General features: G+C 40.0%; 19 protein-coding genes. 14 read left to right on the top strand and 5 right to left on the bottom strand.

The features are described 5' to 3' along the window. The first annotated feature begins 82 nt into the window (after positions 1 to 82). The 10 genes from J7W16_RS07315 (at position 83) to J7W16_RS07270 (ending at position 13033) form a co-directional block, all read left to right on the top strand. Entirely contained in the window at positions 83 to 1417 is a 1335-nt protein-coding gene (locus J7W16_RS07315) for an ABC transporter substrate-binding protein (RefSeq protein ID WP_210596612.1), read from the top strand. 166 nt (positions 1418 to 1583) lie between these two features. Further along, positions 1584 to 2453, top strand: a complete 870-nt coding sequence (locus J7W16_RS07310) for a carbohydrate ABC transporter permease (protein ID WP_210596611.1) — start codon at positions 1584 to 1586, stop codon at positions 2451 to 2453. 55 nt (positions 2454 to 2508) lie between these two features. Next, positions 2509 to 3324: a carbohydrate ABC transporter permease gene (locus tag J7W16_RS07305; RefSeq protein ID WP_210596668.1), complete on the top strand. Its 816-nt coding sequence runs from the start codon at positions 2509 to 2511 to the stop codon at positions 3322 to 3324. A 124-nt stretch (positions 3325 to 3448) separates the two neighbouring features. After that, positions 3449 to 4960, top strand: a complete 1512-nt coding sequence (melA, locus tag J7W16_RS07300; RefSeq protein WP_210596610.1) for an alpha-glucosidase/alpha-galactosidase — start codon at positions 3449 to 3451, stop codon at positions 4958 to 4960. Positions 4961 to 5284: 324 nt separating this feature from the next. Then, complete coding sequence (locus J7W16_RS07295) at positions 5285 to 6169, top strand: helix-turn-helix domain-containing protein (RefSeq protein WP_210596609.1); 885 nt, start codon at positions 5285 to 5287, stop codon at positions 6167 to 6169. 114 nt (positions 6170 to 6283) lie between these two features. Then, entirely contained in the window at positions 6284 to 7591 is a 1308-nt protein-coding gene (locus tag J7W16_RS07290; protein ID WP_210596608.1) for a glycoside hydrolase family 27 protein, read from the top strand. A gap of 205 nt (positions 7592 to 7796) precedes the next feature. Then, on the top strand, positions 7797 to 9065 hold the full coding sequence (locus tag J7W16_RS07285) for an FAD-binding protein (protein ID WP_210596607.1): 1269 nt from the start codon (positions 7797 to 7799) through the stop codon (positions 9063 to 9065). A gap of 1029 nt (positions 9066 to 10094) precedes the next feature. Further along, the gene (locus J7W16_RS07280; RefSeq protein ID WP_210596606.1) at positions 10095 to 10589 is read left to right on the top strand and encodes a L,D-transpeptidase family protein; all 495 of its coding nucleotides are present in this window, start codon (positions 10095 to 10097) and stop codon (positions 10587 to 10589) included. A 90-nt stretch (positions 10590 to 10679) separates the two neighbouring features. Then, entirely contained in the window at positions 10680 to 11696 is a 1017-nt protein-coding gene (locus tag J7W16_RS07275) for an SDR family oxidoreductase (RefSeq protein ID WP_210596605.1), read from the top strand. Between the two features lie 854 nt (positions 11697 to 12550). Next, entirely contained in the window at positions 12551 to 13033 is a 483-nt protein-coding gene (locus tag J7W16_RS07270) for a hypothetical protein (protein ID WP_419095820.1), read from the top strand. 436 nt (positions 13034 to 13469) lie between these two features. On the opposite strand, the gene J7W16_RS22615 is transcribed toward J7W16_RS07270, so the two are convergent. After that, on the bottom strand, positions 13470 to 13709 hold the full coding sequence (locus J7W16_RS22615) for a YjcZ family sporulation protein (RefSeq protein ID WP_472924496.1): 240 nt from the start codon (positions 13707 to 13709) through the stop codon (positions 13470 to 13472). Positions 13710 to 13814: 105 nt separating this feature from the next. Continuing rightward, entirely contained in the window at positions 13815 to 14648 is an 834-nt protein-coding gene (locus tag J7W16_RS07260) for a protein-glutamine gamma-glutamyltransferase (RefSeq protein WP_210596604.1), read from the bottom strand. 430 nt (positions 14649 to 15078) lie between these two features. Between J7W16_RS07260 and J7W16_RS07255 the strand changes: the two genes are divergently transcribed. Next, positions 15079 to 16488, top strand: a complete 1410-nt coding sequence (locus J7W16_RS07255; protein ID WP_210596603.1) for a family 43 glycosylhydrolase — start codon at positions 15079 to 15081, stop codon at positions 16486 to 16488. 482 nt (positions 16489 to 16970) lie between these two features. Here the strand turns inward: J7W16_RS07255 and J7W16_RS07250 are convergent, their stop codons facing one another. Beyond that, complete coding sequence (locus J7W16_RS07250; RefSeq protein ID WP_210596602.1) at positions 16971 to 17201, bottom strand: hypothetical protein; 231 nt, start codon at positions 17199 to 17201, stop codon at positions 16971 to 16973. A gap of 279 nt (positions 17202 to 17480) precedes the next feature. Beyond that, the gene (gene melA / locus J7W16_RS07245) at positions 17481 to 18785 is read right to left on the bottom strand and encodes an alpha-glucosidase/alpha-galactosidase (RefSeq protein ID WP_210596601.1); all 1305 of its coding nucleotides are present in this window, start codon (positions 18783 to 18785) and stop codon (positions 17481 to 17483) included. Positions 18786 to 18951: 166 nt separating this feature from the next. On the opposite strand from melA (J7W16_RS07245), the gene J7W16_RS07240 reads away from it, so the two are divergent. Then, positions 18952 to 19899, top strand: a complete 948-nt coding sequence (locus J7W16_RS07240; protein ID WP_210596600.1) for a helix-turn-helix transcriptional regulator — start codon at positions 18952 to 18954, stop codon at positions 19897 to 19899. A gap of 390 nt (positions 19900 to 20289) precedes the next feature. Continuing rightward, positions 20290 to 21639 carry a jacalin-like lectin gene (locus tag J7W16_RS07235; RefSeq protein WP_210596599.1) on the top strand — a complete coding sequence of 450 codons (1350 nt, stop codon included), beginning with the start codon at positions 20290 to 20292 and terminating at the stop codon, positions 21637 to 21639. A gap of 96 nt (positions 21640 to 21735) precedes the next feature. Here the strand turns inward: J7W16_RS07235 and J7W16_RS07230 are convergent, their stop codons facing one another. Further along, complete coding sequence (locus J7W16_RS07230; protein WP_210596598.1) at positions 21736 to 22938, bottom strand: S8 family peptidase; 1203 nt, start codon at positions 22936 to 22938, stop codon at positions 21736 to 21738. Between the two features lie 267 nt (positions 22939 to 23205). Between J7W16_RS07230 and J7W16_RS22270 the strand changes: the two genes are divergently transcribed. Beyond that, a complete protein-coding gene (locus J7W16_RS22270) occupies positions 23206 to 24924 on the top strand; it encodes a phosphotransferase (protein WP_210596597.1) in 1719 nt (572 codons plus the stop codon). Positions 24925 to 25245 lie beyond the last annotated feature (321 nt).

Genomic DNA, 25245 nt, shown 5'->3' with positions numbered 1-25245 from the left:
AGCAATTGAAATCAAATACAAAGGAGGAATATTTGGAATATAGTGTGAACTGTTCTAAAATTCTATTTCTCGGGGGGCAATCATGAAAAATATTTTAAAGTTTCTACTATTGTTAGTTGTCATGAGTGTTGTCTTTTTAGCTGCATGTAATAGTGAAGATACGTCAACTGATAGTCAAAATGAGGATTCCGAAACGACGAACAAGGATGAAAAGGTGAAAATTACGTTTCAAGCCTGGGGAAACCCGGCAGAAATTGAAGTGTATAATCGAGCAGTAGATGCGTTTATGGAAGAAAACCCGAACATTACAGTGGAAATGGTACCTTCTCCTGGAGAACAGTATGAACAGAAGCTTTTAACATCATTACAAGGTAGCAGTGGTCCAGATGTGTTCTATGCACATGAGCCGACCATGGCAAAAATGATTGAAGCAGGTATTGTTGAACCTCTTAATGATTTCTTTGCTACTGAAGATAGTTATTCAAAACTTGAGGATTTTCCAGAGGGATTATACGGACCAGCTAAAAAAGATGGTCAGTATTATGGGGTAACACCGGATGTGAATCCGATGGTTATTTACTATAACAAAGGGGTTTTTGAAGAAGCGGGAGTTAAGACACCACAAGAATATTATGATGAGGGTAATTGGAACTGGGACACCTTTGAAGAAGTGACGAGTCAGTTAATGGCTGCTGATAAAAAAGGATTTGTGTTAGAAAATTGGTGGGGGCATTGGTATAGCTGGATTTGGTCAAATGGTGGTCAAATCTTTGATGAGAACGGAAAACTTGTCTTACATGAAAATGAAAAAGGACAAGAAGGAATCAAGTTCATGGATCAATTAGTTCAAAATGGAAATGCGATCTATGCGGGGTCCTTACCACAAGGTCAAGGTGTAGATGCCATGTTTATGTCGAATCAGGTAGGGATGATTTCAGGTGGAAGATGGTTTACACCTCAATTTGATCAGAATCCAAATTTAGACTATGATTACATCTATTTACCTAGTAATACAGATCAAATCCAAAATCCGGTGGGAGTGCCAGTTGCTTATATGGCTGTAAATGGATCTAGCAAGAATAAGGAAGCGGCAATGAAGTTTGTTTCCTATTATGTCGGACAACAAGGCCAAGAGTTGAGAACAGGAGAAGGTGGTAGTGCCATGCCATCTCACCCTGATGCGGATAACGCTACTCTTGCAGCTACAGATTCAACTAAACATTTCAACTATTTCCTAGATGCTAGAAATAATGGATTTACGCATGGTTCAAACTTAGCTTATGATGCACAATACCCTGGATTAAGTGCAGATATTGAAGAAGAGATGGATCTTATGTTTTTAGGCAAGCAAGATGCTGAAACGACAATCGATCATATTGTTGAATTGATCAAAGAACGGGAAGAGGCTACTCAATAAGAAAAATATGGCCGGGGCTAACATGTTAGAACAAATGGAAATACGATCAACTATAGATAGTGTAAATGCAGTCGCTTCTAAACTATACTTCACTATGCTATGACGGTTCGTCATTTCAGTTTAACAGTTTAGATAGGTCCCGGCCTCCATTCAATGAGGTGAGTATATGAATAGACGGAAAAACTTGTGGGGTTTTCTATTAATTGGACCACAACTTATAGGCTTACTTATTTTTTCGCTTATTCCTTTAGGGTACGCTCTATGGTTAAGTTTTACAGATTGGAATGGCTTTGGGTCGTCTAACTTTGTTGGGCTTTCAAATTACATCGAACAGTTCACGAACCCCGACTTCGGAAAAGCGATTGTCAATACAGTCTACTACATGATATTAGTGGTTCCTATTGGTATTGCACTCGCTCTTATACTAGCGGTTGCTTTAAATAAAGTGAAAGGAAAAGAGTTTTATAGAGTTTTCTTTTTTATGCCAGTTGTGACGAGTTCGGTATCAGTCGGTATTATATTCATGTGGATTCTTAACGGGGATTTTGGGATCTTAAACCAAATGCTTGAAAAGATCGGAATTGACGGCCCACATTGGCTAACTGATACAAAATGGGTTATTCCCTCTATTGCACTACTAAGTATATGGTGGGGCCTAGGGTATAACATGGTCATTTTCCTCGCTGGTCTACAAGGGATTTCAAGAAGTTATTATGAAGCAGCAGAAATTGATGGAGCCAATACGTTCCAACGTTTTAGGCATATCACGTTACCTTTACTTACACCAACGACATTCTTTGTCACAATTATGACGATTATATCATCGTTTCAAGTATTTGATCAGGCGTTTGTTATGACAAATGGTGGCCCTGCTAAGGCAAGTTACACGATGGTTTTTCATATTTATGATCAGGCATTTGTCGATTTCACGATGGGTAAAAGTGCAGCTGCAGCCATGATACTATTTGTAGTAATTCTTACGTTCACACTCATTCAATTCAAGCTTCAAGATAGGTGGGTTCATTATGGACAGTAAAGTAGTCGTATCACCCGTTCCTAAGGTCACCGTAGGTAAAAAAGGAAAAGGGAAAATGGGATCAAAGTTCCTTCTCCATGGTTTACTCATTTTTGGAGCGTTAGTCATGGTCTTTCCTTTTATTTGGACGGTACTCAGTTCATTAAAAGATATGTCGCAAATCTTTATCATTCCACCAAAGTGGATTCCAGATCCATTCGTGTGGAATAATTTTCGCTCGTCGCTAGAAGCAATGCCTTTTGCTCAGGCTTACTTTAACAGTTTCTATATCACGATGATTATTGTCGTAGCAACGTTGTTTACCGCATCGATGGCTGCCTATGCCTTTGCAAAAATAAAGTTTAAAGGAGCTAATCTGCTCTTTATCCTTTTTTTAGCAACAATGATGATTCCAAAGCAGGTTACTATGATCCCGCTTTACCTGGTGATGGATTGGTTAGGATGGTTAGATACTCACTTAACGTTAATTGTTCCTGGAGCATTATTTAATGCATTTGCTGTCTTTTTACTAAGACAATTTGTGCTGGGCATTCCTAAGGAGTTAGAAGAAGCAGCGGTCATGGACGGAGCTGGTTATTTCCGTATCTATTGGAGTGTCATTCTGCCTCTTATTCGACCTGCATTAGCGGCAATTGGTATTTTTACGTTTATGGGTGCTTGGAATAACTTTATCGACCCTCTTATTTATTTGAACTCACCGACCAACTTTACGGTTCCCTTGTTATTGAATCAATTTAAGGGACTTTATACGGCTGATTGGTCGTTAATGATGGCTGGAACTGTAATCTCGATCGTCCCTGTTTTAATTGTGTATGTCATAGCACAAAAACAAATTATTGAGGGAATCGCTATTACAGGGGTCAAGGGATAATCATTGATAGAGTTAAAATAAGTGACAAGGTTTATATAGGCTAGTGAGGAGATTGAAAACAAAACGTTCTATGAATCTTATTATAGTGGAGTTGCTATTTCTATATGTGAGGAGAGTTGGTTCTATGTCATTCAAGATTGCTTTTATTGGTGCAGGGAGTATTGGTTTTACAAGGGGCTTATTGCGTGATTTATTAGCAGTCCCTGAGTTTCATAACATTGAGGTGGCCTTTACTGATATTAATCACGAAAATTTAGAAATGGTTAGACAGCTTTGCCAAAGAGACATTGATGAAAATGGGTTAGATATTCAAATCGATGCCACACAAAATCGGAAAGAGGCATTTCGTGATGCTAAATATATCTTCTCTGTAGTGAGAATTGGCGGGTTAGAGGCATTTGAATATGATATTGATATTCCTTTGAAATACGGGATCGATCAATGTGTAGGAGATACCCTTTGTGCCGGAGGGATTATGTATGGACAGCGTGGTATTATAGAAATGTTAGACATCTGTAAGGATATTCGTGAAGTAGCGGATCCTAATTGCCTATTGCTGAACTATGCCAATCCGATGGCGATGGTGACATGGGCGTGTAATCAATACGGTGGAGTTCGGACTATTGGACTTTGTCATGGCGTTCAAGGTGGACATCGGCAGATTGCAGAAGCGTTTGGACTCGAGAAAAAGGATGTTGACATCATATGTGCTGGAATCAATCATCAAACGTGGTATATCAGTGTCAAGCATGACGGCGAGGAATTAACAGCGAACGTACTGGAGGCATTTGAGAACCATCCGGAATTTCCAAAAACGGAAAAGGTCCGAATTGATATGCTCAAACGCTTTGGCTATTATTCGACAGAGTCTAATGGCCATTTAAGTGAGTATGTACCTTGGTACCGAAAGCGTTCAGAAGAAATAAAGGATTGGATTGATCTAGGTACGTGGATTAATGGAGAGACGGGTGGATATCTCCGAGTATGTAAAGAAGGTAGAAATTGGTTTAAAACGGATTTCCCCAACTGGCTGAAGGAACCAGCTTTTGAATATAAGCAAGGGGAGCGTGGAGAGGAGCATGGTTCTTACATTATTGAAGCATTAGAAACGGGACGTGTGTATAGAGGCCATTTTAATGTTGTTAATAATGGCGTGCTTACAAACTTACCAGCAGATGCCGTTATCGAAGCTCCTGGTTATGTTGATCGAAATGGAATTAATATACCACATATAGGTGATTTGCCACTTGGTTGTGCTGCTGTTTGTAATGTGAGTATTTCTGTTCAAAGACTAGCCGTTGAAGCAGCGGTTAATGGTGACGACCGGTTGCTTCGACAAGCCATGATGATGGATCCTCTCGTTGGGGCTGTTTGTAATCCTAAGGAAATCTGGCAGCTTGTCGATGAAATGCTGGTCGCTCAGGAGCAATGGTTGCCACAGTATAGTGAAGCCATTCAAGTAGCTAAGGAAAGATTGGAATCTGGAAATCTATTAGAAACGAAGAATTATGAGGGCGCTGCGAGATTAAAAGTGAAAACCGTAGAAGAATTAGCACAAAATAAAGAAGCCGCTCGAAAAAATGCATCGGAATCAGATAAAGCAAAAGATAGACCAGCCGTACAGCAAAAAAACTAAGCGTGTCATCGTTGTTTTCAATAGATCATTTGTAATCATAACGAAACATCTGACATCCAGCGGTGCCTTAATGGAGGTCAGGTGTTTTCTCTAAATGTTGAAAACAATTAACCAATACGCTATCGAATATAAAATGCGAATTAAATGCCTTGTACATCCTAGTAAAGAAAAGTAGTAATTAAATGCTCAGATGAAAACTTCTCGAGACTTTGACAAAACGTGATTTCATCTTGGTTGACTATTATGATCAACGTTATAAAATAGTCATATGTATCCTCAGCATTTGCTATATTAACAGCTATTTTTCACCTAAGGAGTTCTAATATGAACAATACTATGCCCTATGATACATATGGATTCAGGTTTCTAGATACACTTGGTCGTGCATTCTGTCAGCTTTATGCGGTCGGTTTTGATAAGGTGACGAGTCAGGATTATGATTGGGATGGACTTAAGCGAATTGACGGACCTCTTTTCTTGTTTCAATATACTCTTTCCGGCTTCGGTCATGTCGAGGTGGATGGGGTTACATATAAGGTTGAGCCTGGAGCTGCGTTTATGGTTGAGATCCCGAGTTCTCATCGCTATTATCTGCCTTCGTCAAGCGAGTCATGGGAGTTTTATTTTATGTTAATGAGACCTAACACAATTTCAGAGCAATGGCATGAACTTAATCAGCAAATAGGACCTGTTGTTCAAATCCCAAGGGAAAGCTCTGTTATTCTTTTATTACAGGATGTTGTTCATGCTGCAAGTAAGAAGCATATTACCGATGGGTACCGTGCATCCTCCATTGTCTATCAATTTATGATGGAGCTCTATAGATTTAGCACGTCCTACCAAAAAGAAAAAGAAGCCTGGCCTCCGAAAATTCAGATGGCTGTTGAACAAATGGAACAGCATTATAAAATACTACAAAGTCTCGAGGATATTGCTCAATCAGTAGAATTATCCAAGTATCATTTTACGCGAAGCTTCACAAAAGCAACAGGATATACTCCAATTGAGTATTTAACGAAAATTCGTATTGAACATGCAGTGAGACTCTTACGTGAAACAGATGTGACCATCGAAGAAATTGCGAGAACAGTAGGGTACGCAAATGGTAGTTATTTTATCAAGGTGTTTCGGAAGTGGATCGGCTTCTCTCCTGGAGATTTTCGTGCTGGACGTCAGCTCACATCCATTAACCAGCTAAAGATCGAATAATAAAGAGCAATATATTACAACCGATAGCAAATATTTATTGTGGATTGCTTAAACGGATACACATTATTATAAATCTATATAGCAAAAAAGTGTTAAATGAAAGGGATGGATGAAATGAGTAACGGATCACAATTAAATAATAAAAACCATCGTACATTTGCCCAAACACCACCAATGGGCTGGAATAGCTGGGATTGTTACGGAGCCGCGGTAAAAGAAGAAGAAGTGAGGGCAAATGCTGATTATATGGCACAGCATTTGAAGGAGTACGGCTGGGATTATGTCGTAGTCGATATACAATGGTATGAGCCAGGAGCCAATTCCTCTCTCTACAGACCGTTCGTGCCGTTAGAAATGGATGAATATTCACGTCTAATGCCAGCAGCGAACCGTTTTCCTTCAGCTGCAAATGGCAACGGTTTCAAAGAGTTAGCTAAATATGTACACGATCTAGGTTTGAAATTTGGAATTCATATTATGCGTGGAATTCCACGTCAGGCTGTTCATGCAAATACGGCATTACTTGGAACGAATGTCCGTGCAAGAGATATCGCCCATCCGAATTCTATCTGCCCATGGAATACAGATATGTACGGCGTTGATGCATCTAAGGAAGGGGCACAGGAATACTATGATTCCTTATTTCAAATGTATGCGGAGTGGGGCGTTGACTTTATTAAAGTAGATGATATCGCAGCATCTAGATTGTACCATGTTCATCTTCCAGAGATCGAGCTTATTCGGAAAGCAATTGACAAATGTGGTCGTGACATCGTATTAAGTCTTTCTCCTGGACCAGCTCCAGTTGAACATGCCGAGGAATTAAAGGCAAATGCGAATATGTGGAGAATGACTGACGACTTCTGGGATAAGTGGGAACTGCTTCATGATATGTTTGATCGCTGTGAACGATGGTATTCCCATGTACAGCCAGGAAATTGGCCGGATTGTGACATGCTGCCATTAGGGCATATCGGCATTCGCTCTGTTGACGGTGGAGGGAGTGATCGTTGGACTCGTTTCACAAAAGACGAGCAAGTGACGATGATGACATTGTGGAGTATTTTCCGGTCTCCGTTAATGTTTGGCGGTGAGTTACGTGACAATGATGAATGGACCCTTTCCCTTTTAACAAATGCCGAGGTGCTATCAATGCATCAAAACAGTCATAGTGCGAAATTAGTCTCACGTCAGGATGATAAAATTGTCTGGATGGCTAATGATGATAATGGCAATACGTATGTTGCCTTGTTTAACGCATCGGAGGAAGAGACATCTGTAAGTGTGACATTGGATGAGCTTGGCCTTACATCAGCTATGAATGCTCGTGACCTGTGGAAGGGTGAGGAAGTAGGTCTGATTAATGATAAGATTGAACAGACGATTCCTGTACACGGAGCGATGTTGTTTAAACTCTATTAATCTATTCGATTGTTAATAGAGTTACAAATAAGATAATTTCAAAGACACAACCAAACTAGTCGCATGCAAAACGTATGGGTTTCGAGAGTGGAGAAATCCATACGTTATTTGTAATTATGAGTAATATAAAGGAAAAGGACACGCATTCGTTGAAACTATTTTATAATGTTAGTAGTGTCATCTTTAGATAGAGGAGTTGGAGACTATGAAAGATCACCGTAACTGGGCTGGGAATTATCAGTATCATGCAGAAAGGCTGCATGTGCCTGAAACGATAGAAGAAGTGCAAAAGATAGTTGCTTCGAGTAGCAGTGTAAAGGTAGTCGGAACTCGGCATTCTTTTAATAGTATTGCCGATACGAATGAGGATCATATCTCCTTAGAACGTTTAAACCGGGTTGTGAGCTTAGACCGTGACAAGCAAACGGTTACGGTTGAAGGTGGAATCACGTATGGAGATTTGAGTAAGTATCTTCATCTTCAAGGGCTTGCATTGCCAAATTTGGCTTCGCTTCCGCATATTTCTGTAGCAGGTGCCTGTGCAACTGCAACACACGGATCTGGTGATGGTAATCAGAGCCTTGCTACATCAGTTCGTACTATGGAAGTCGTAACGGCTGAGGGCGATGTGGTTAGCTTCTCTCGTGATGAAGATCCTGAGATTATGGACGGTGTTTCAGTAGGGTTAGGAGGGTTGGGGGTCGTTACCCAATTGACATTAGATGTGATCCCATCCTTTCAGATTAGGCAGCTCGTATATGAGAATCTATCGATGTCTCAATTAGAAAATGAATTGGATGCTATTACGTCAAGTGCCTATAGTGTCAGTCTTTTTACAGATTGGAAGAACGAAAGCTTTAACCAAGTATGGCTCAAGCAGCAAGTTGTTGTTGATAACGATTGTTCAATTGCACCTGATTTTTTTGAAGCAACTGCGACTGTAGCTAATGTCCACCCTGTACCAGGGCAAGCCGTCGAGAATTGCACAGAACAAATGGGAGTAGCAGGTGAATGGCATGATCGATTACCTCATTTCAAAATGGACTTTCTACCTAGTAGTGGGAAGGAGCTGCAAACGGAGTACATCATGGCGAGGGAGCGTGCCTACACCGCATTACAAGCGATCGCCCCATTGAAAGAGGAAATTGCACCGCTTCTGCAAATATCGGAAATACGTACGATTGCTAAGGATGAGCTTTGGATGAGTCCGTATTATAAAAGAGAATCGGTTGGCTTTCACTTTACGTGGAAAGATAACTGGGAAGAGGTTCAGAAGGTATTACCAAAGATTGAGGAGCGATTAGCCCAATTCGATGCACGACCTCACTGGGGTAAGCTATTTACGATGGCACCAGACAAGCTCCAATCACTCTATGAAAAGCTACCAGATTTTCAAAAGCTTCTGAAGCAGTATGACCCAACGGGGAAGTTTCAGAATGAGTTTCTGAAGAAGTATATATTTGGTGAGGAGTAGGCTAGGAGCGTTATTAGTTGATCGTGGTGATGTGCGGATTGTTTGGGTTTTGAACGAGATGGTGTCTGAATCATAATTTTTGGGGCAGTTATGCTAATGTTAAGTGAAATTATAGTAGAAGAAGGAGCTTTCTTGAAAAGCTCCTTCTTTTTTTATGTTCACGTGGGAACGATGAGGTAGTCCAGATGAGAATAATGATAAGAGGGGGTGTTGATTAGTTAGTGTGGGTGTGATTTACTAGTGAACTTAATTGGGTTACTTGTTCAGCTAGATGGGTTTACTATCGGTAGCAGGCACTTTACTCGCCGAATAGAGGGTTTTACTATCGGCTAAAGCGATATTACTATCCAAGAAGTAGTTTACTAACCGGCTAAGGCCCTTTACTCGCCAAACGGGAGGATTTACTGTCGGCCAAGGCGATATTACTAGCCAAGGAGTAGTTTACTAACCGGCTAAGGTCCTTTACTCGCCGAACGAGAGGCTTTACTGTCGGCTAAAGCGATATTACTATCCAAGAAGCGGTTTACTAACCGGCTAAGGTCCTTTACTCGCCGAATGAGAGGCTTTACTGTCGGCTAAAGCGATATTACTATCCAAGAAGCGGTTTACTAACCGGCTAAGGTCCTTTACTCGCCGAATGAGAGGCTTTACTGTCGGCTAAAGCGATATTACTATCCAAGAAGTAGTTTACTAACCGGCTAAGGTCCTTTACTCGCCGAATGAGAGGCTTTACTGTCGACTAAAGCGATATTACTGTCCAAGAAGCAGTTTACTAACGGGCTAAGGCCCTTTACTCGCCGAATGAGAGGCTTTACTGTCGACTAAAGCGATATTACTGTCCAAGAAGCGGTTTACTACCCGTCCAAAGCACTTTACTATCTATCCAAGGCCCTTTACTATCCTCCCAAATCACTTTACTGTCCAAATAAGTTGTCACACCAAATAACTGCGACTTATCAATAAAATGAACGAATCTGTTTCCACATCCTACATAGAATGAATTATGTTCCCATTCTGGAGGTGGCGAAAATGGTTCATGTGGTCAAACCTGGTGAAAGCCTAAATCAAATCGCAATAGATTACCGAAAACCGTTAAATGAGATTATCCGTGCTAATCCGTCAATCAACCCGAATGTTATCACTGTAGGTCAATCGATTGTGATCCCAGGATTTCCATCATCCAGTTTGATTCCGTATCGGATTGAGGTATCCATTAACAACCGATGGTTACGATTAATAAAGGATGGAGTCATACAAAAACAATATCCAATCGCTGTCGGAAGAATCCTGCATGAAACACCGATCGGCACCTATATCATTATAAATAAAGCACCGAACCCTGGAGGCCCCTTTGGCACAATGTGGATGAGCTTGTCTAAGCAACATTATGGTATTCATGGCACGAATAATCCCAGCTCGATCGGTCAAGCTGTCTCTAAAGGGTGTATCCGAATGTACAATCGAGATGTGGAAGAGTTAGCTCAATTGGTTCCAATTGGCACTCCCGTTCGAATTCAGCCATAAAGTTTTACGGTAGCAGATCAGCCACATTTTCATCTGTGTTAAAATTAACTATAGGCTCAGCAAAACATAGCCTAACAAGGAGGGGATTAAATGAAAGTCTTATTCATTGGTGGAACAGGTCTGATAAGTAGTGCGGCTTCACAATTAGCTGTTGCGGAAGGAATTGATTTGTATCTTTTAAATCGTGGAAATCGTGACGCTTTTGTACCAGAAGGAGCAAATGTGATTCGAGGCGATATTAATAACCGGAGTGAAATGGAAGCGCTGTTACAGGATCAATCGTTTGATGTGGTCGTTAACTGGATTATCTTTTCTCCAGAGGAAATCGAAAGAGATATTCACTATTTCACAGGTAAAACGAAGCAATATATTTTTATTAGTACAGTCGCTACCTACGAACGACCACCGAGTTATTACATAGTCGATGAAACAACAACCCAACATAACCCGGTATGGGACTATGCGACAAACAAAATAGCTTGTGAGAAAAGATTGATAGAGGAATATGAAGAAAAGAACTTTCCCATGACCATTGTTCGCCCTTCACATACATATGGAGAGACGGCGATCCCTTTTGCGATCACAAGTGCTGCACATCCATGGACCTTGATTGACCGGATTCTTAATGGAAAGAAAATGATTGTTCCAGGAGATGGAACCTCTTTATGGACGATTACGCACAATACGGATTTCGCCAAGGGATTGGTTGGTCTGTTAGGTAACCCTGAAACAATTGGACAAGCATTTCATATCACTTCTGATGAGGTTAAAACGTGGAATCAGTATCTAACGGCCATTGGTAAAGTTCTTGGAGTCGAACCAAAGATGATCCATATGACATCAGAGTGTATTTCATTGTTTATTCCTGAAATGAAGGCACCTTTGTTTGGTGATGCAGCTAACAGCTATATCGTTGATAACAGTAAAATAAAAGCCTTTGTCCCAGAATTTAAGGCAACAACCTCATTTGAGGAAGGTATACAACAATCGATTGACTATTTTAAAAAGCATCCTGAAAAACAAACGATTGACCAAGAGCTTAATGCTAAAATGGATAAGGCCATTGCTAGCTACGAGGAGTTTTTATCGACTATAGCTAGTAAGTAGAAAGGATTTACCTATCAAGTGCTCTTATCTCTCAGCCCCTGTACGTATCGTTGTAGTAAGTCAAGTGAATAGTAAAATAAGAGGTTGGGACAAAAGTAATTTAACTAATAGAAAATCCGAACAATGATAAGTGGCGGACGTAACCGGTCCTGAAATATACTACGCTTTCCGCGGGAAGCCGGTGAGCCTCCTCGTCTACGCCTGTGGGGTCTCACCCTTGGCTTTTACATGAGCCCACTGAAAAAGTCCCTTTGGGCAGGTTCGAGGAAGCAGCAATGGCTCCACACGTTGCAAGCCTTCTATGAGAAACCCACTCATAGAAGGCTTAAGACAATGCAACGGTTCGCTCATTGCTTAAAGGCCCCTAAAAAAAGGTGAAAATCATACCTTTTTCAGTGGCCTCTTTTACATCCCGCAGGAGTCTTCGTATATTTCATCCACTAGGTAAGTGTTTTGTTCGGTATTTCAGTTAGACACTTTATTTATGTCCAGTCTCGTTATTACTATGAATAGAAAATCATGCTCAAGTAATCTCCCCTATAGAAGTCTTATGAGATCATCAATTTGAGTAACTAATAATTTCATTTACCGTATTTAGTATATATTTGTAGATAATTACAGTTGAAAAAATATATAAAAAGGGCGGGGTTAGAAAGAGATAGCTAACCCAGCTATGACCAGTGTAGTTCGAGGATGAATTACTTTTTGTCTGTAAAGGTAGGTAATCACCCATTTTTATGGGTACAAGTTGATAGTTAAAGGCCTAAAACATAGAATGTGGGGACTAAACAAAAGGAGTGTATTCCATGTATTCAAACGGCTACCACAACCAATTCACGGACGTCCCTACTTATATGCCAGAAGGATATGACACGGTATCATATGAAGATAGAATGTTTTTCCCTTTCTTTCCGTCACAAGGAGGAGGCCAATTCGGCCAACCTAGTTCACCACCCCCATTCGGACCGCCTGGACAAGGGCCGCAAGGAGGGCCTCCATTCGGACCACCCGGACAAGGACCTCAGGGAGAACCTCCATTCGGACCACCTGGACAAGGACCGCAAGCTGGACCACCAATGAACCCGCCGCCTTCAACGATCCCACAATCAATGCAAATATCGCAATCACAAGATGTAAGTACATTTGCTGTAGATCCAGGTAGTATTAGAGGTTGCTTATATCGATATACGTATGTGAGATTAAGTAGATTTCAACAGTTCTGGTTCTATCCAACCTACGTGGGACGCCGCTCTGTTGCTGGGTATCGTTGGAACGGGTTTAGATGGGTCTATTTCGGTATCGATCTTGAACGAATTCAATCCTTTAGCTGTGTTTAAGAAATAAATTGGTGAAAGAAGAGGTTGGGACAAAAGTGATTTAACTGGTAGAAAATCCGAATAACAATAGTTAGCGGACATAAACCGCTCCTGAAATATACTACGCTTTCCGCGGGAAGCCGGTGAGCCTCCTCGTCTACGCCTGTGGGGTCTCACCCTTGGCTTTTAGATCCCGCAGGAGTCTACGTATATTTCATCCGCTATGTGATTGCTTTTTTCGGCATTTCAGTTAGACACTTTAGTTATGTCCCAACCTCTTTTTTTAGTTAAGGTTGATAGTTTAAACGAATTTGATGAAAAGTTGAGGACTATTGGTTTCTGTTCTAAAAATGAAGTCGCTGTATCGTCATATAAGCATCTGTCCCTTAGCAATAATAAGTAAAAGATTATTTTCATAAAAAAACCCCTGTACAATGTATTGTACAGGGGTTCTCGATTAGCATTTAGGCAGGTAAGCTGCTCCAACAATAATTAACAGGATAAATAAAACAACAATAAGTGTGAAAGAATCGTTTTGAGCTACAGGTGCAGGCGGCATTCCATATCCATAAGTAGGGGCAGTATAAAATGGTTGTTCTGGAGCATAAGCACCCATCGTTAGTGGTGCAGCCATATTAGTGAATGGAGCATTTACATTTGCACCCATTGTATAGGGGGCGTTAACGTTAGCATGCATGTTGACACTTCCTTTTCGAGTTAGTCTAAGATCTCTATATACTACGCATCTAGACTAATGTTGAGCCCGTCTATTATAAAAATGGGTATGTGTCCTTGGTCACTTTTATCGTTTAAATAAAAAATAAAGATGTTGTAAATAGGAAATCGAGCAATGGTTATGATGGATTAGGTACTGTTGTTTTTTATAGGTTCGGTCATTTCTTTGCAGGGAGAGGAATTGATAAAGTCTTGAAAATGATGGCCTTGTAATTAAATTTGTCAAATAGCTGGATTGAGTACTCTGTGGTTGTCTAAATTCATTTAAGATTTCGATCATTTCTTCAGCGGACTTTATGCCAATTCCATGTCCAAAAAAAAGATCATTACCTAGAAAGACAGCATTTTCTCCTCGATACCAAAATGTATTGGGATTAACGTCAGGATTACTAAAATACACGACATCACCAGGCAATAAATCGCCATAAAAGGTCTGCAGCTCAAGGTCGGAATCGGTATGCCAGCTGTATAAATAGAGATTTTGAAAGATCAAATTAAACAAGTGATCACCGATCTGACGAAGAATGGCATGGTAGAAGTTAATGACACAAGCTGTTGCACATTCAAAGGAATAAAGTGAGCTATTACGATAAATGTCCCAAATCCCATCAGATGGCCTGACGTCATTTCTTAATAAGAACCCGCCACTTTCCGACACATACCAATAGCTAGGATTACAACTAGTATGTTCGAAGGTTGTAAATTGTGATTGACCTTCACTCATGCTAATCGCACTTTCAATCAGATTTCTGCGTATGTTGATTTCAAAAGAAAACTCATCCATGGAATGATACGAATAGAGGTCGGGTGCTTGATCCATAGATTGTATGATCATTTTTTCCATATTGCTCATGTTCGTCGAATTATCTAATTGAAACGGTCTTCCCATTAGTTGAATCATGTATACCTCCATTTAAACATTTAATGTATGTATGATCTATCGTATTCTTGATTCATTCTAATGATGTTATAGAGGTTTCATCTTTCTAGAGAGTTATAATCCTCCTTTAGAAGGAATTAAACAAGCCTTTGTTGAACCTGTAATTTATGTAAGCGATTTCATCTAAAGTTATAGGATTTAAAGATTGATGATCAATCACAGAAAAACTGGTCTGATAATTATCAATATCATGCTGTCAGGTTAAATACACCTGATAGATCGAAGAGGTATGGTATCTAAAGTCTACAGTGTAAAGGTATTACGAACAAAGTATTCGTTCAATGAGATTGCCGACACGAAGGAGGATCATATTCATCTAGTTTGCTACACTTCGAGGTGAACTCTTGACTATTATTTGTTTAGCAAATCAATAGAAATGGAGAGGGTATTAATGAAAAAACAAGGTCTAAATCCGTATCTTCCGTCTTGGGAGTACATCCCAGATGGTGAACCATATATTTTTAACGATCGGGTATATGTTTACGGTTCACACGATCGATTCAACGGTCATGTATTTTGTCTCAACGATTATGTATGCTGGTCGGCACCAGTACAGGATTTAGGAAATTGGCGATATGAAGGTGTTAGTTATAAAAAAACTGATGACCCGCTGAATCAAGCTGGGAATATGTGTCTGTATGCACCTGATGTGACAGCGGGACCTGATGGGAGGTACTACTTGTACTATGTGTTAGATAAGGTTTCTGTTGTATCGGTTGCAATTTGTGATGCGCCTGCTGGTACATATGAATTTTATGGATATGTCCATTATGAGGATGGAACTCGTTTAGGAGAGCGTGAAGGGGATGAACCTCAATTTGATCCAGGTGTTTTGACGGAGGGAGACCTGACGTATCTCTATACGGGGTTTTGTGCAGCGGGTGATACATCGAGACATGGAGCGATGGCTACGGTTCTTGGTCCGGATATGCTAACGATTGTGGAAGCTCCGACATTTATTCTTCCAAGTAAACCTTATAGTAAAGGCAGTGGCTTTGAAGGGCACGAATTTTTTGAAGCACCTTCTATTAGAAAAGTAGGCGATACGTATTACATGATTTATTCTTCAGTTGTCATGCATGAGCTTTGCTATGCAACAAGTAAGCATCCTACGAAAGGTTTTGTGTATAGAGGTGTGATTATTAGTAATAATGATCTCGGTATTGATACGTATAAGCCCGCAGATAAGCCGATGTATTATGGTGGGAATAATCATGGCAGTATCGTTGAAATCGGTGAGAGCTGGTATGTCTTCTATCACAGACATACGAATGGTTCTAGCTTTAGTCGGCAGGGATGTTTGGAAAAAATAGAATTCTTAGAAGATGGAACCATTCCGCAAGTCGAGGTGACATCATGCGGTCCAAATGCTGGGGCACTTTTGGGACAGGGGGAATACCCGGCTTATATAGCGTGTAACCTCTTTTGCAAGGATGAGTCTGTTTACACCGGTGAACTATTGATGGATAGCCAGTTTCCTAGAATTACACAAGATGGAAAAGATGGCGACGAGGAAACGGGATATATCTCAAATATGAAGGACTCTGCAACGGCTGGATTTAAGTATTTTAACTGTCAAGATGTCAAATCGATAAGCATAAGTGTTCGAGGCTATTGTAGTGGTTCTTTTGAATTGAAGACGGCTTGGGATGGTGAAGTCTTAGCTACAATCCCTGTTCAATTTACAAATGTGTGGACGACATATTCTGCGGATATTAATATACCAAACGGAGATCAAGCGTTGTATCTAACTTATCGAGGACCTGGAATAGCTAATTTGGCTTCTTTCACTTTAAAATAAAAGGGATAAGAATCTATCGTGGGCTGGAGCAAAAGTGATTTAACTAATAAAAAAAACGAACAATAATAGTTGGCGTGCGTAAATCGCTCCTGAAATATACTTCGCTTTCCGCGGGAAGCCGGTGAGCCTCCTCGGCTTCGCCTGTGGGGTCTCACCTTTGGCTTTTATGTCCCGCAGGAGTCTACGTATATTTCATCCGCTACGTGATTGCTTTATCGGTATTTCAGTTAGATCCTTTAATTATCTCACAGCTTCTTTGTGTTTTAATCTATCTTAAATGAAATGCTTCAATATATGTACATAAACGTTTTCATTTAGAACCAAATAGACGTTAGGGTTAGACTATCGTTTTTCATACCTTGTTATTTTCTGATGATCCATAGCGTGTTTAGATTATTTCTTGTAAAATAATATGATTCAACATCTTTTGACAGAACGAACTGGTGTGGTTATGTATCACGATTGTTGCTATCAATAAGTGGTTAGTTGTTTTTCGAAAAACCGAGAACAGATAATAGGAGGCCATTAAGTACGAAAAGATATTCAAAGCCACCCCAATTAGACTCGTTATCTAGTAATATTATCCCACCAACTATAATAACGCTTATTCCTAGTAACATTAGCTTCATCCCGGACTTGTTACTATTATTTACTAGAACAAAAATAATAAAACCGATCAATATCGCTATAGGTAGTACAATGATCATGTACATCAAGTAACGCTCCTTTTAATTAAACTTAGTCTTTTTGCTGAGCCGAGCCAATCAATGATCGTCTTATAGCGTTAGTTTATCATAAATCCATTGAACTAAAAGAAGGTGCATTCTCAAAACGGCACCTTCTTAGTTTTTTATTCTGGACATGGGAGCGATAAGATGGACAACGTTTTATCAAGAATGTTAGTGTTTTGCGTATCTTTTGTATAACTTGGAAAGCAGTTTACTATCGAAGTTGGCTACTTTACTATCCAACTTGACATGTTAACTATCCATTTAGGCTTTAAACACCGGAATCCAATCACCATGTGCCTCAATTAAGTCATCACACATCGCAATAATCTTATCCATTGATAATTCAGCTGCAGTGTGCGGGTCGAGTAGGGCGGCTTGATAGAGATGCTCCTTTTTCTGTGTCATCGCTGCTTCGATTGTAAGAAGCTGTGTATTAATATTTGTCCGGTTTAATGCAGCTAATTGTTCAGGGAGCTCTCCTACATAGCACGGGTTAATCCCGCTTCGGTCGGCAACACAAGGAACTTCGACGACTGATTTTTCAGGTAGATTACTAATGAGATTTCCTCTATTTAAGACATTACCTCCAAATTTAAAAGGAATGTTTGTTTCGATCGCTTCAATGATGCGTGATCCATATTCATGTGACCGTGTATGTGTGAGGTTGTCGTTGTTGACGACTTGATCACGCATATTATTCCAGCCCTCAATTTGCTCAATACAACGTCTAGGATACTCATCAAGGGGAATATTGAATCGATCAATTAAGTCAGGCTCGTTTTGTTTAATGAAGTATGGGTGATATTCTGCGTTATGCTCGGAGGATTCTGTGACATAATAGCCGAACTTATCCATTAGCTCAAAACGTACCATGTCATGATGCTTGGTCTGTTGTTTTTCCTTTGCACGAAGCTTAATTTCAGGATATAAATCCTTCCCATCTTTTTTGACCTCAAGTAACCAGGCCATATGATTAATGCCGGCAATTCGTTCCTCAATTCCGGCGTGATCCATTCCTAGCGACTGGAAGAGATGCTCTGTGCAAATTTGCACACTGTGACAAAGGCCAATTGTCTTTACATTTGTATAACGGAGAAGTGCACCTGTTAAGGTTGCCATCGGGTTCGTGTAATTCAAAAATAAGGCGTCAGGACAAACCTCTTCGATATCCTTTGCAAAGTCCATCATAACTGGAATAGTGCGGAGTGATCTGAAAATCCCACCAATTCCAACTGTATCGGCAATCGTTTGACGAAGGCCATATTTTTTAGGGATTTCAAAATCAATGACAGTGCTTGGCTTGTATCCACCTACTTGAATAGCATTGATCACATATTTCGCTCCTCGAAGGGCTTCTTTTCGGTCAGAATAAGCTTTGATGCTTACATTTGCATTTAGGCTTTTCTTTAGATTGTTTAACATGTTTTCAGAGTCTTTTAATCTCTGCTCATCAATATCAAATAGTGCAAACTCGAAGCCTGCTAATGCAGGGACAAACATACAATCACCGAGGACGTTCTTTGCGAATATCGTACTTCCTGCTCCAAGAAATGTTATTTTTGACATAAGGGTTACCTCCTAATGATAATGTAACGAGACACTTAAGCTAGAAATTGTTCTAAAAATAATTGGAAAAACAACTTCTCCTTTATTGATTTATCTTGATATAATCATAGTAAAGCGGTTTCAATTTCTTCTCAACGGTAAGTTAGTGTGATTGGAGGGTAAAATAGTGCGATTGACAGCTAATGAAGGTCAAGCAAAGTACGGAGTGTACGGGTTTCGTTTTTTCGATACAGGTCCTAATCATGTAGCTAATCTTAGAGTAGTGGGTCGGGAAGAGCTCAAGCCTGGTGATCTATACGACTGGCATGGTTTAAAACGAAAAGATGTCGACACCTATGTATTTCAGTATACAATTGCTGGATTTGGAATGATCGATATGGATGGTATGACGTATTCAGTGGAACCAGGAGAAGCATTTGTCGTTAAGGTACCAAGTGAGCATCGTTATTATTTTCCTGAAGAAAGTAAAGGATGGGATTTCGTATTCTTAACATTGGAGGGTCATGAAGCTGCGAAATGCTGGGAGTTGATCGGAAATCAACAGGGACCTGTGATAAAGGTTCCGCCAGATTCGAAGTTAATTGACCTAGTTTTTGAAATCTATCAAAGCACGAAAGAAGATAAGATCACAGATCCATACTATGCTTCTGCAAAGGCGTATGAGTTTATTATGGAAGGCTATCGTTTTGTTCGTAGTATCGAAGAAGCAGAGGATCCCCTCAGCCAACAAATGACAAAGGCTCTCTCATTTATTCACTCACATTATCATGAACCACTCACACTTGATGAAATCGCATCTGTATCAGGTTACTCGCGGTTTTATTTTATTAAGCAATTCAAACAAAAACTGAAAATGCCACCAATGCAATATCTGACAAAAATCAGAATACAAAAAGCAGTCGGGTTGTTGCGCTCTACTGATGCGACTGTAACCGATATTTCAGAAAAGGTTGGCTTTTCAAACGCGAACTACTTCAACAAAGTGTTCAGAAAGACGATGGGGGTTTCTGCTGGAGCATTTCGAGATAATAAACACAGTATCGGAATCGATCATTTAATTATCGATAAAGCGGGTTCCTATCCTTCTCTAGCTGATGAGGGGGAGTCAGTTTAACCTTGAAACAGAGTAAGTATGCGTGAAAGGAACTGGTGGTTGATGGCAGGCGTGACTATAAGCAACTTGATAGAGAGAAAACGATGATAATAACTAAGTGTCTGTCCATAGTGGTCAGGCATTTTTTTATGGGGAATATCGTTTTGTTCGTAGTGACAATTTCAAATTATTTCTTGAAAAATAATATGATTCAGCATTTTTTGACAGGAAAGGCTAGTGAGTGAATTGGTAGATTAGAACGGTATTCCTAAGCACCTAAATGGTAAAATTTACATAACCTTTTCTTATTCATAGAATTCTATTAACAATTAGTAGTTATACTTTCTATTAGCAGCTAGGCAAGTTACAGTTCAAATTCAAATTTAATACTATATCAGAGGAGTGGTTAAATTGTTTTTGAGTAAATGTAAAAAAGCAGGGTTAGTAGTAGGAATCATATTGTTGCTATTGGTGGTCGTGAACAAAGAGCCGTTGTCTGCTAGCGCAAGCACAAAAACATTTAGCGTTTCGACGTATAATGTAGCAGGTCTACCAGATATATTAACTGGTGAAAATCCGCAGGTGAACACGAGTAAAATAAGCCCATTATTGAATCGATATGACCTTGTAGCGGTGCAGGAGGACTTTGCTTATCATAACGATTTGATTAGAGAGACGACACATCCTTATTTAACCGCACATTCTGGGAACGTTCCATTTGGGGACGGAATGAACTTCCTATCTAAATTTCCGATTAAGGATACTAAAAGAATAACGTGGAGACAAAGACATGGCTTCCTAGGCAATGGTGATGATCAGTTAACACCAAAAGGATTTATGTATTCACAGATGATGGTAGAGCCAGGTGTATATGTTGATGTTTATACAGTGCATACAGATGCAGGAGGAGATAGCGGGTCACTTGCAGCTAGAAGAGATAATATGATTCAATTGGCTGAATATATTAACACCCATTCAGCGGGCAACGCAGTGATTGTTCTAGGGGATACCAACTCTCGTTATACGAGAGGCGATGACAATTTTGAAGAAGTATTACTTGAGGCTACCGGTTTGCGGGATCCGTGGGTTGATCTTGTAAGAAACGGGATGGTACCTGCTGATGGAGAAGCTTTAATGGATGGTAGTAATAAGAATGGTGTGAACTTCGAGGTTGTTGACAAAGTATTCTATAGAAGTAGTCCGTCACTAGATTTAACCGCATTATCCTATAGATTAGAAGATTCAATCTTTGTTGATAGTAATGGACAACAACTTTCGGATCATTATCCTATAGCTGTTACATTCGAATATAAAAAGAATCTTACTATTGATATGAGCACTGCTTGGGGTGGTTCTGGTGGAAATGCATTTAATTTCTTATCAAATGAAGCAGTAGTTAACTCTAAACCAACCTCATTAACGATAAATGCAGGCGCACGTGTAGATGGATTGTCTATGAATTATAAGAATGGGACCGTATTACGACAAGGTGGCACAGGTGGAACTGTAAAGACATTGCAATTAGCGGCTAATGAGTATCTAACTGAAGCTACGTTTTACAAGAAAAACTATAATGGAGATAATCGTATCTTTTATGCGGAATTTAAAACAAACACCGGTCGTGTGATCTCAGGCGGTACCAAGACAGGAGAAGCAATGACGATCACAGCTCCTTCAGGTCATTATATTGCAGGGTTCTTTGGCAGAGCAAAGGATAATATTGATCAAATTGGAGTTATTTCTAAAGTGTTATCACAATAAGACCTATACTGATTAAAATAAAAACGTCCGGATGCTGTTCACTTCTATTATGTGTACACCATCCGGACGAAGTGTTTTTAACAATAATAATAGTTTCTACCTGTTTCTATGAAACCACCAAACGGGAGGAAGTTTACCTGGTAAACTTCTTACCGCATTTTGGGAAAGTTCTATTGCTTTCATTGCATCAACCTTACCAAATCGAATTGTACCTGGAGATACTGGGATCGATGAACGTTGAATAACGGCTCGGATTTGTCCTTTTGTTAACGCTGGGTTCGACGCCTTCAATAATCCTGCTAAGCCACTTATGAACGGGGTCGCTTGTGAGGTCCCGGATACGACTCGGTACAGGCTTGATGATTGAGACAACTCTCCTGAGAAGGTTGACAGAATATCTTCACCAGGTGCAGCAACGTCTACCCAAGAGCCATAGTTAGAGAATTCGGCGAGTTCATTGTTTCGATTTGTGGCGGTTACTGCGAGTACGTCATCGTAAGCTGCTGGAAAGTTCATCTTATCAGAACCATTATTACCAGCTGCCCCAACTAGTAGCACACCATTGCTGGCTGCATATCGAACCGCATTTCGTAGTGTTTCGTTACTCATTTCAGACCCTAAACTCAAATTGATAATATTGGCACCACGATTAGTGGCGTAAATAATTCCTTGTGCCACATCGCTTGATGACCCGCCACCTGTGTCATCCAATACTTTTATATTCATAATACTAGCTGCATTATAGCTTATCCCCGAAATTCCTTTGCCATTGTTCGTTATTGCTGCGGCAATTCCTGCTACATGCGTTCCGTGACCGTGAACGTCTTCAGCTGTCAGTGCATCCGATAAATTTGTCTGATGAATAACCTTGCCTCTTAAGTCCGGATGAATCTGATTAACACCCGTATCCAAAATCGCTATCTTTGCTGAGCGAGTAGAAGTCCGTGCAAGCTCCCATGCAGCTTGTGCATTGATGTTCTCTAGCCCCCATTGCCTCGCAAATAGCGGATCGGTCGTTGAAGCAGTCGTCCTTATTGGTTCAACTGAAGACAGCTCTCTCATCTCTTCAATTGGTTCTACTTGAATACGATAATCTTCCTCGACATATTGAACATCCTCAGAGGCCGTATATCCTGATAGACAGGAGGATAGTTCTTCGGTAGAGACATTTACAACATGTATATCCATATCCTTAAGTTCCTTAACCAATTTCGCTTTTGACTTATCATGCACATGCATGCAACTCGTTCTCTTCGTTCCAGGTTTGAAGCAAACAATTAGTTGTTTCGTTGTTGTCATATAAACACATCGACTCCTCTTTCAAAAGATATCGTATCCTATTCACAAGAGTGACAAGTGAAAAGGTAGATGTACTAGAAAGAGATAAATTGAGGCAAAGACTCACTTTTTACATAATGTGCTTAGAAAGCTCTCCTTACAATCGATTAATTGTCATTTTGTGTTAAAGTATCTTCTAGATAAGATAAGAAAACTAGAAATTTTAAAAAAGTGTATGGCTAATTGACTTGAGTGTGAATTTTTATAGTAGATCCGGAGGGTACCATCATGTTCGATATCAAAAATTATAATACGTTTGAAACAATTGAACCAATTAACAAAGGGTGGTCAAGTGACAAGAAGTATTATATTGAGACCATAAAGAAAGAAAAACGACTTCTTCGATTAGCTGATATTTCAGAATACGAGAAGAAAAAGAGTGAGTTCGAGATGATGAGAGAACTAGCTAAGGACGGTATACCAATGTCAGAGCCTATTGACTTTGGGATATGCGACAACGGTAGGAAAGTCTACTCGCTTTTTACCTGGTGTGAAGGCGAAGATGCTGATATTGTTTTGCCTAGAAAGACAGAGACCGAGCAATACGTACTAGGTATTAAAGCAGGGCAAATACTAAGAGAGATTCACAATATCCCTGCACCGAATGGACAAGAGGAATGGGGAACTCGGTTCAACCGAAAAACGGATACTAAAATAAAAAACTATCATAATTGTGGGATTAAAATAGATGGTGATGATAAAGTCATTACTTATCTCAAGGAGAACAGACATCTCCTTGAAAATAGGCCGCAATCTTTTCAACATGGCGACTATCATGTAGGTAATATGGTCATTTCAGCAGAGGGAGAACTGAAAATCATTGATTTCAACCGTAATGATTATGGAGATCCGTGGGAGGAGTTTAATCGTATTGTGTGGAGTGCGGCGGCTAGTCCACACTTTGCAACAGGGCAGATTAACGGTTACTTTAATGGGAATCCACCTATGCAGTTCTTTAAGCTACTGGCTTTTTATATAAGTAGCAATATGCTATCGTCAATCCCTTGGGCCATTCCATTCGGTGAAGATGAGATTAATGTTATGAAAGATCAAGCAAAAGCTGTTCTTGCTTGGTTTGATGGCATGAAGAATCCTCTACCGACTTGGTATTTAGCAGATTTTTATATTCAATGCATAGATACGATTCCATACAAATTGAAAGCTCCTTTTGATTTCTCGTTTATTGGACAATATGGGAAGGTTTTTAAGGTTTTTGATGATCAAGATTCAGGCAATATCTGCTTCGGAGTAGAAAACGCTGGAAGGAAATATTTTGTTAAATTTGCGGGTGCACCAACAGAGCGGTATTCCGGAAAGCCTGAAGAGGCAATTGAAAAGCTAAAAGCGTCCGTCCTGATTTACCAAGACTTAGCCCATCCCACTTTGATTACTTTTATTAGGGCACAAGAAGTGGGAAATGGCTTCGCTGTTATTTTTGAATGGACTGATGGAGAGTGTATGGGAAAAATGTATCCGGCGTCTAGAGAAAAGTTTATGCAGATGCCTGACAATACGAAGCTTGAAGTGTTTGAAGATATAGTGGCCTTTCATATTCATGTTATCAAAAAGGGGTATGTAGCCATTGATTTTTACGATGGAAGTATCATGTATGATTTCAACTCTAAAAAGACGCATATTTGTGATATCGATTTTTATTCGAAAAGCCCATATCTCAATACGATAGGAAGAATGTGGGGTTCCTCACGATTTATGGCACCTGAAGAATATACGTTAGGTGCAGTAATTGATGAGAGAACAAATGTGTATCTAATGGGAGCCACTGCGTTTGCCCTCTTTGGTGATGAAACAGATAGAACGATTGAAAAGTGGCGATTAGGCGAGGGATTGTTCAAAGTGGCGTTAAAAGCGGTCAGCGATAATAGAGACAAGCGCCATCAGTCCCTATTAGAATTGGAATCTGAATGGAGTAGAGCGAGTTGTATGTAAATAGTGTAATAACCGAGTCGCGGATAAGAATCCTGACTCGGTTTCTTTTATTGGAATTCGTTTGAGGAGAGTACTTACTTTATTAATTGAGCCAAGTCTTGTTTGTTACCCGCGTTTTTGTGAATATCTTAGGTGTCTGGCGTAATTTATTCGTTTACTAGCCGATTCAGGCACTTTACTAGCCTGATTAATAAATTTACTGTCCTATGTAACCATTTTACAAGCCAAGTGGTCCTGATCATGCTGGACCAACCAATTTTATTTTTGAAATAGAACCACATAAAAGGAAAATACTGTTTTCGATAGTGACATGCACCAGCA

The organism is Halalkalibacter suaedae (assembly GCF_017939705.1).
GTDB lineage: Bacteria > Bacillota > Bacilli > Bacillales > Bacillaceae_D > Halalkalibacter > Halalkalibacter suaedae.
This window is presented reverse-complemented; position numbering and strand designations above follow the sequence as displayed.

Excerpts from the sequence above, each read along its gene's own strand:
- J7W16_RS07280 (WP_210596606.1), top strand. The coding sequence starts at position 10,095 with ATGGTTCATGTGGTCAAACCTGGTGAAAGCCTAAATCAAATCGCAATA.
- J7W16_RS07250 (WP_210596602.1), bottom strand. The coding sequence starts at position 17,201 with ATGTACATGATCATTGTACTACCTATAGCGATATTGATCGGTTTTATT.
- J7W16_RS07230 (WP_210596598.1), bottom strand. The coding sequence starts at position 22,938 with ATGACAACAACGAAACAACTAATTGTTTGCTTCAAACCTGGAACGAAG.
- J7W16_RS07310 (WP_210596611.1), top strand. The coding sequence starts at position 1,584 with ATGAATAGACGGAAAAACTTGTGGGGTTTTCTATTAATTGGACCACAA.
- J7W16_RS22270 (WP_210596597.1), top strand. The coding sequence starts at position 23,206 with ATGTTCGATATCAAAAATTATAATACGTTTGAAACAATTGAACCAATT.
- melA (WP_210596601.1), bottom strand. The coding sequence starts at position 18,785 with ATGTCAAAAATAACATTTCTTGGAGCAGGAAGTACGATATTCGCAAAG.
- J7W16_RS07305 (WP_210596668.1), top strand. The coding sequence starts at position 2,509 with ATGGGATCAAAGTTCCTTCTCCATGGTTTACTCATTTTTGGAGCGTTA.
- J7W16_RS07295 (WP_210596609.1), top strand. The coding sequence starts at position 5,285 with ATGAACAATACTATGCCCTATGATACATATGGATTCAGGTTTCTAGAT.
- J7W16_RS22615 (WP_472924496.1), bottom strand. The coding sequence starts at position 13,709 with ATGCATGCTAACGTTAACGCCCCCTATACAATGGGTGCAAATGTAAAT.
- J7W16_RS07275 (WP_210596605.1), top strand. The coding sequence starts at position 10,680 with ATGAAAGTCTTATTCATTGGTGGAACAGGTCTGATAAGTAGTGCGGCT.
- J7W16_RS07255 (WP_210596603.1), top strand. The coding sequence starts at position 15,079 with ATGAAAAAACAAGGTCTAAATCCGTATCTTCCGTCTTGGGAGTACATC.
- J7W16_RS07285 (WP_210596607.1), top strand. The coding sequence starts at position 7,797 with ATGAAAGATCACCGTAACTGGGCTGGGAATTATCAGTATCATGCAGAA.
- J7W16_RS07270 (WP_419095820.1), top strand. The coding sequence starts at position 12,551 with ATGCCAGAAGGATATGACACGGTATCATATGAAGATAGAATGTTTTTC.
- J7W16_RS07260 (WP_210596604.1), bottom strand. The coding sequence starts at position 14,648 with ATGATTCAACTAATGGGAAGACCGTTTCAATTAGATAATTCGACGAAC.
- J7W16_RS07315 (WP_210596612.1), top strand. The coding sequence starts at position 83 with ATGAAAAATATTTTAAAGTTTCTACTATTGTTAGTTGTCATGAGTGTT.
- J7W16_RS07290 (WP_210596608.1), top strand. The coding sequence starts at position 6,284 with ATGAGTAACGGATCACAATTAAATAATAAAAACCATCGTACATTTGCC.
- melA (WP_210596610.1), top strand. The coding sequence starts at position 3,449 with ATGTCATTCAAGATTGCTTTTATTGGTGCAGGGAGTATTGGTTTTACA.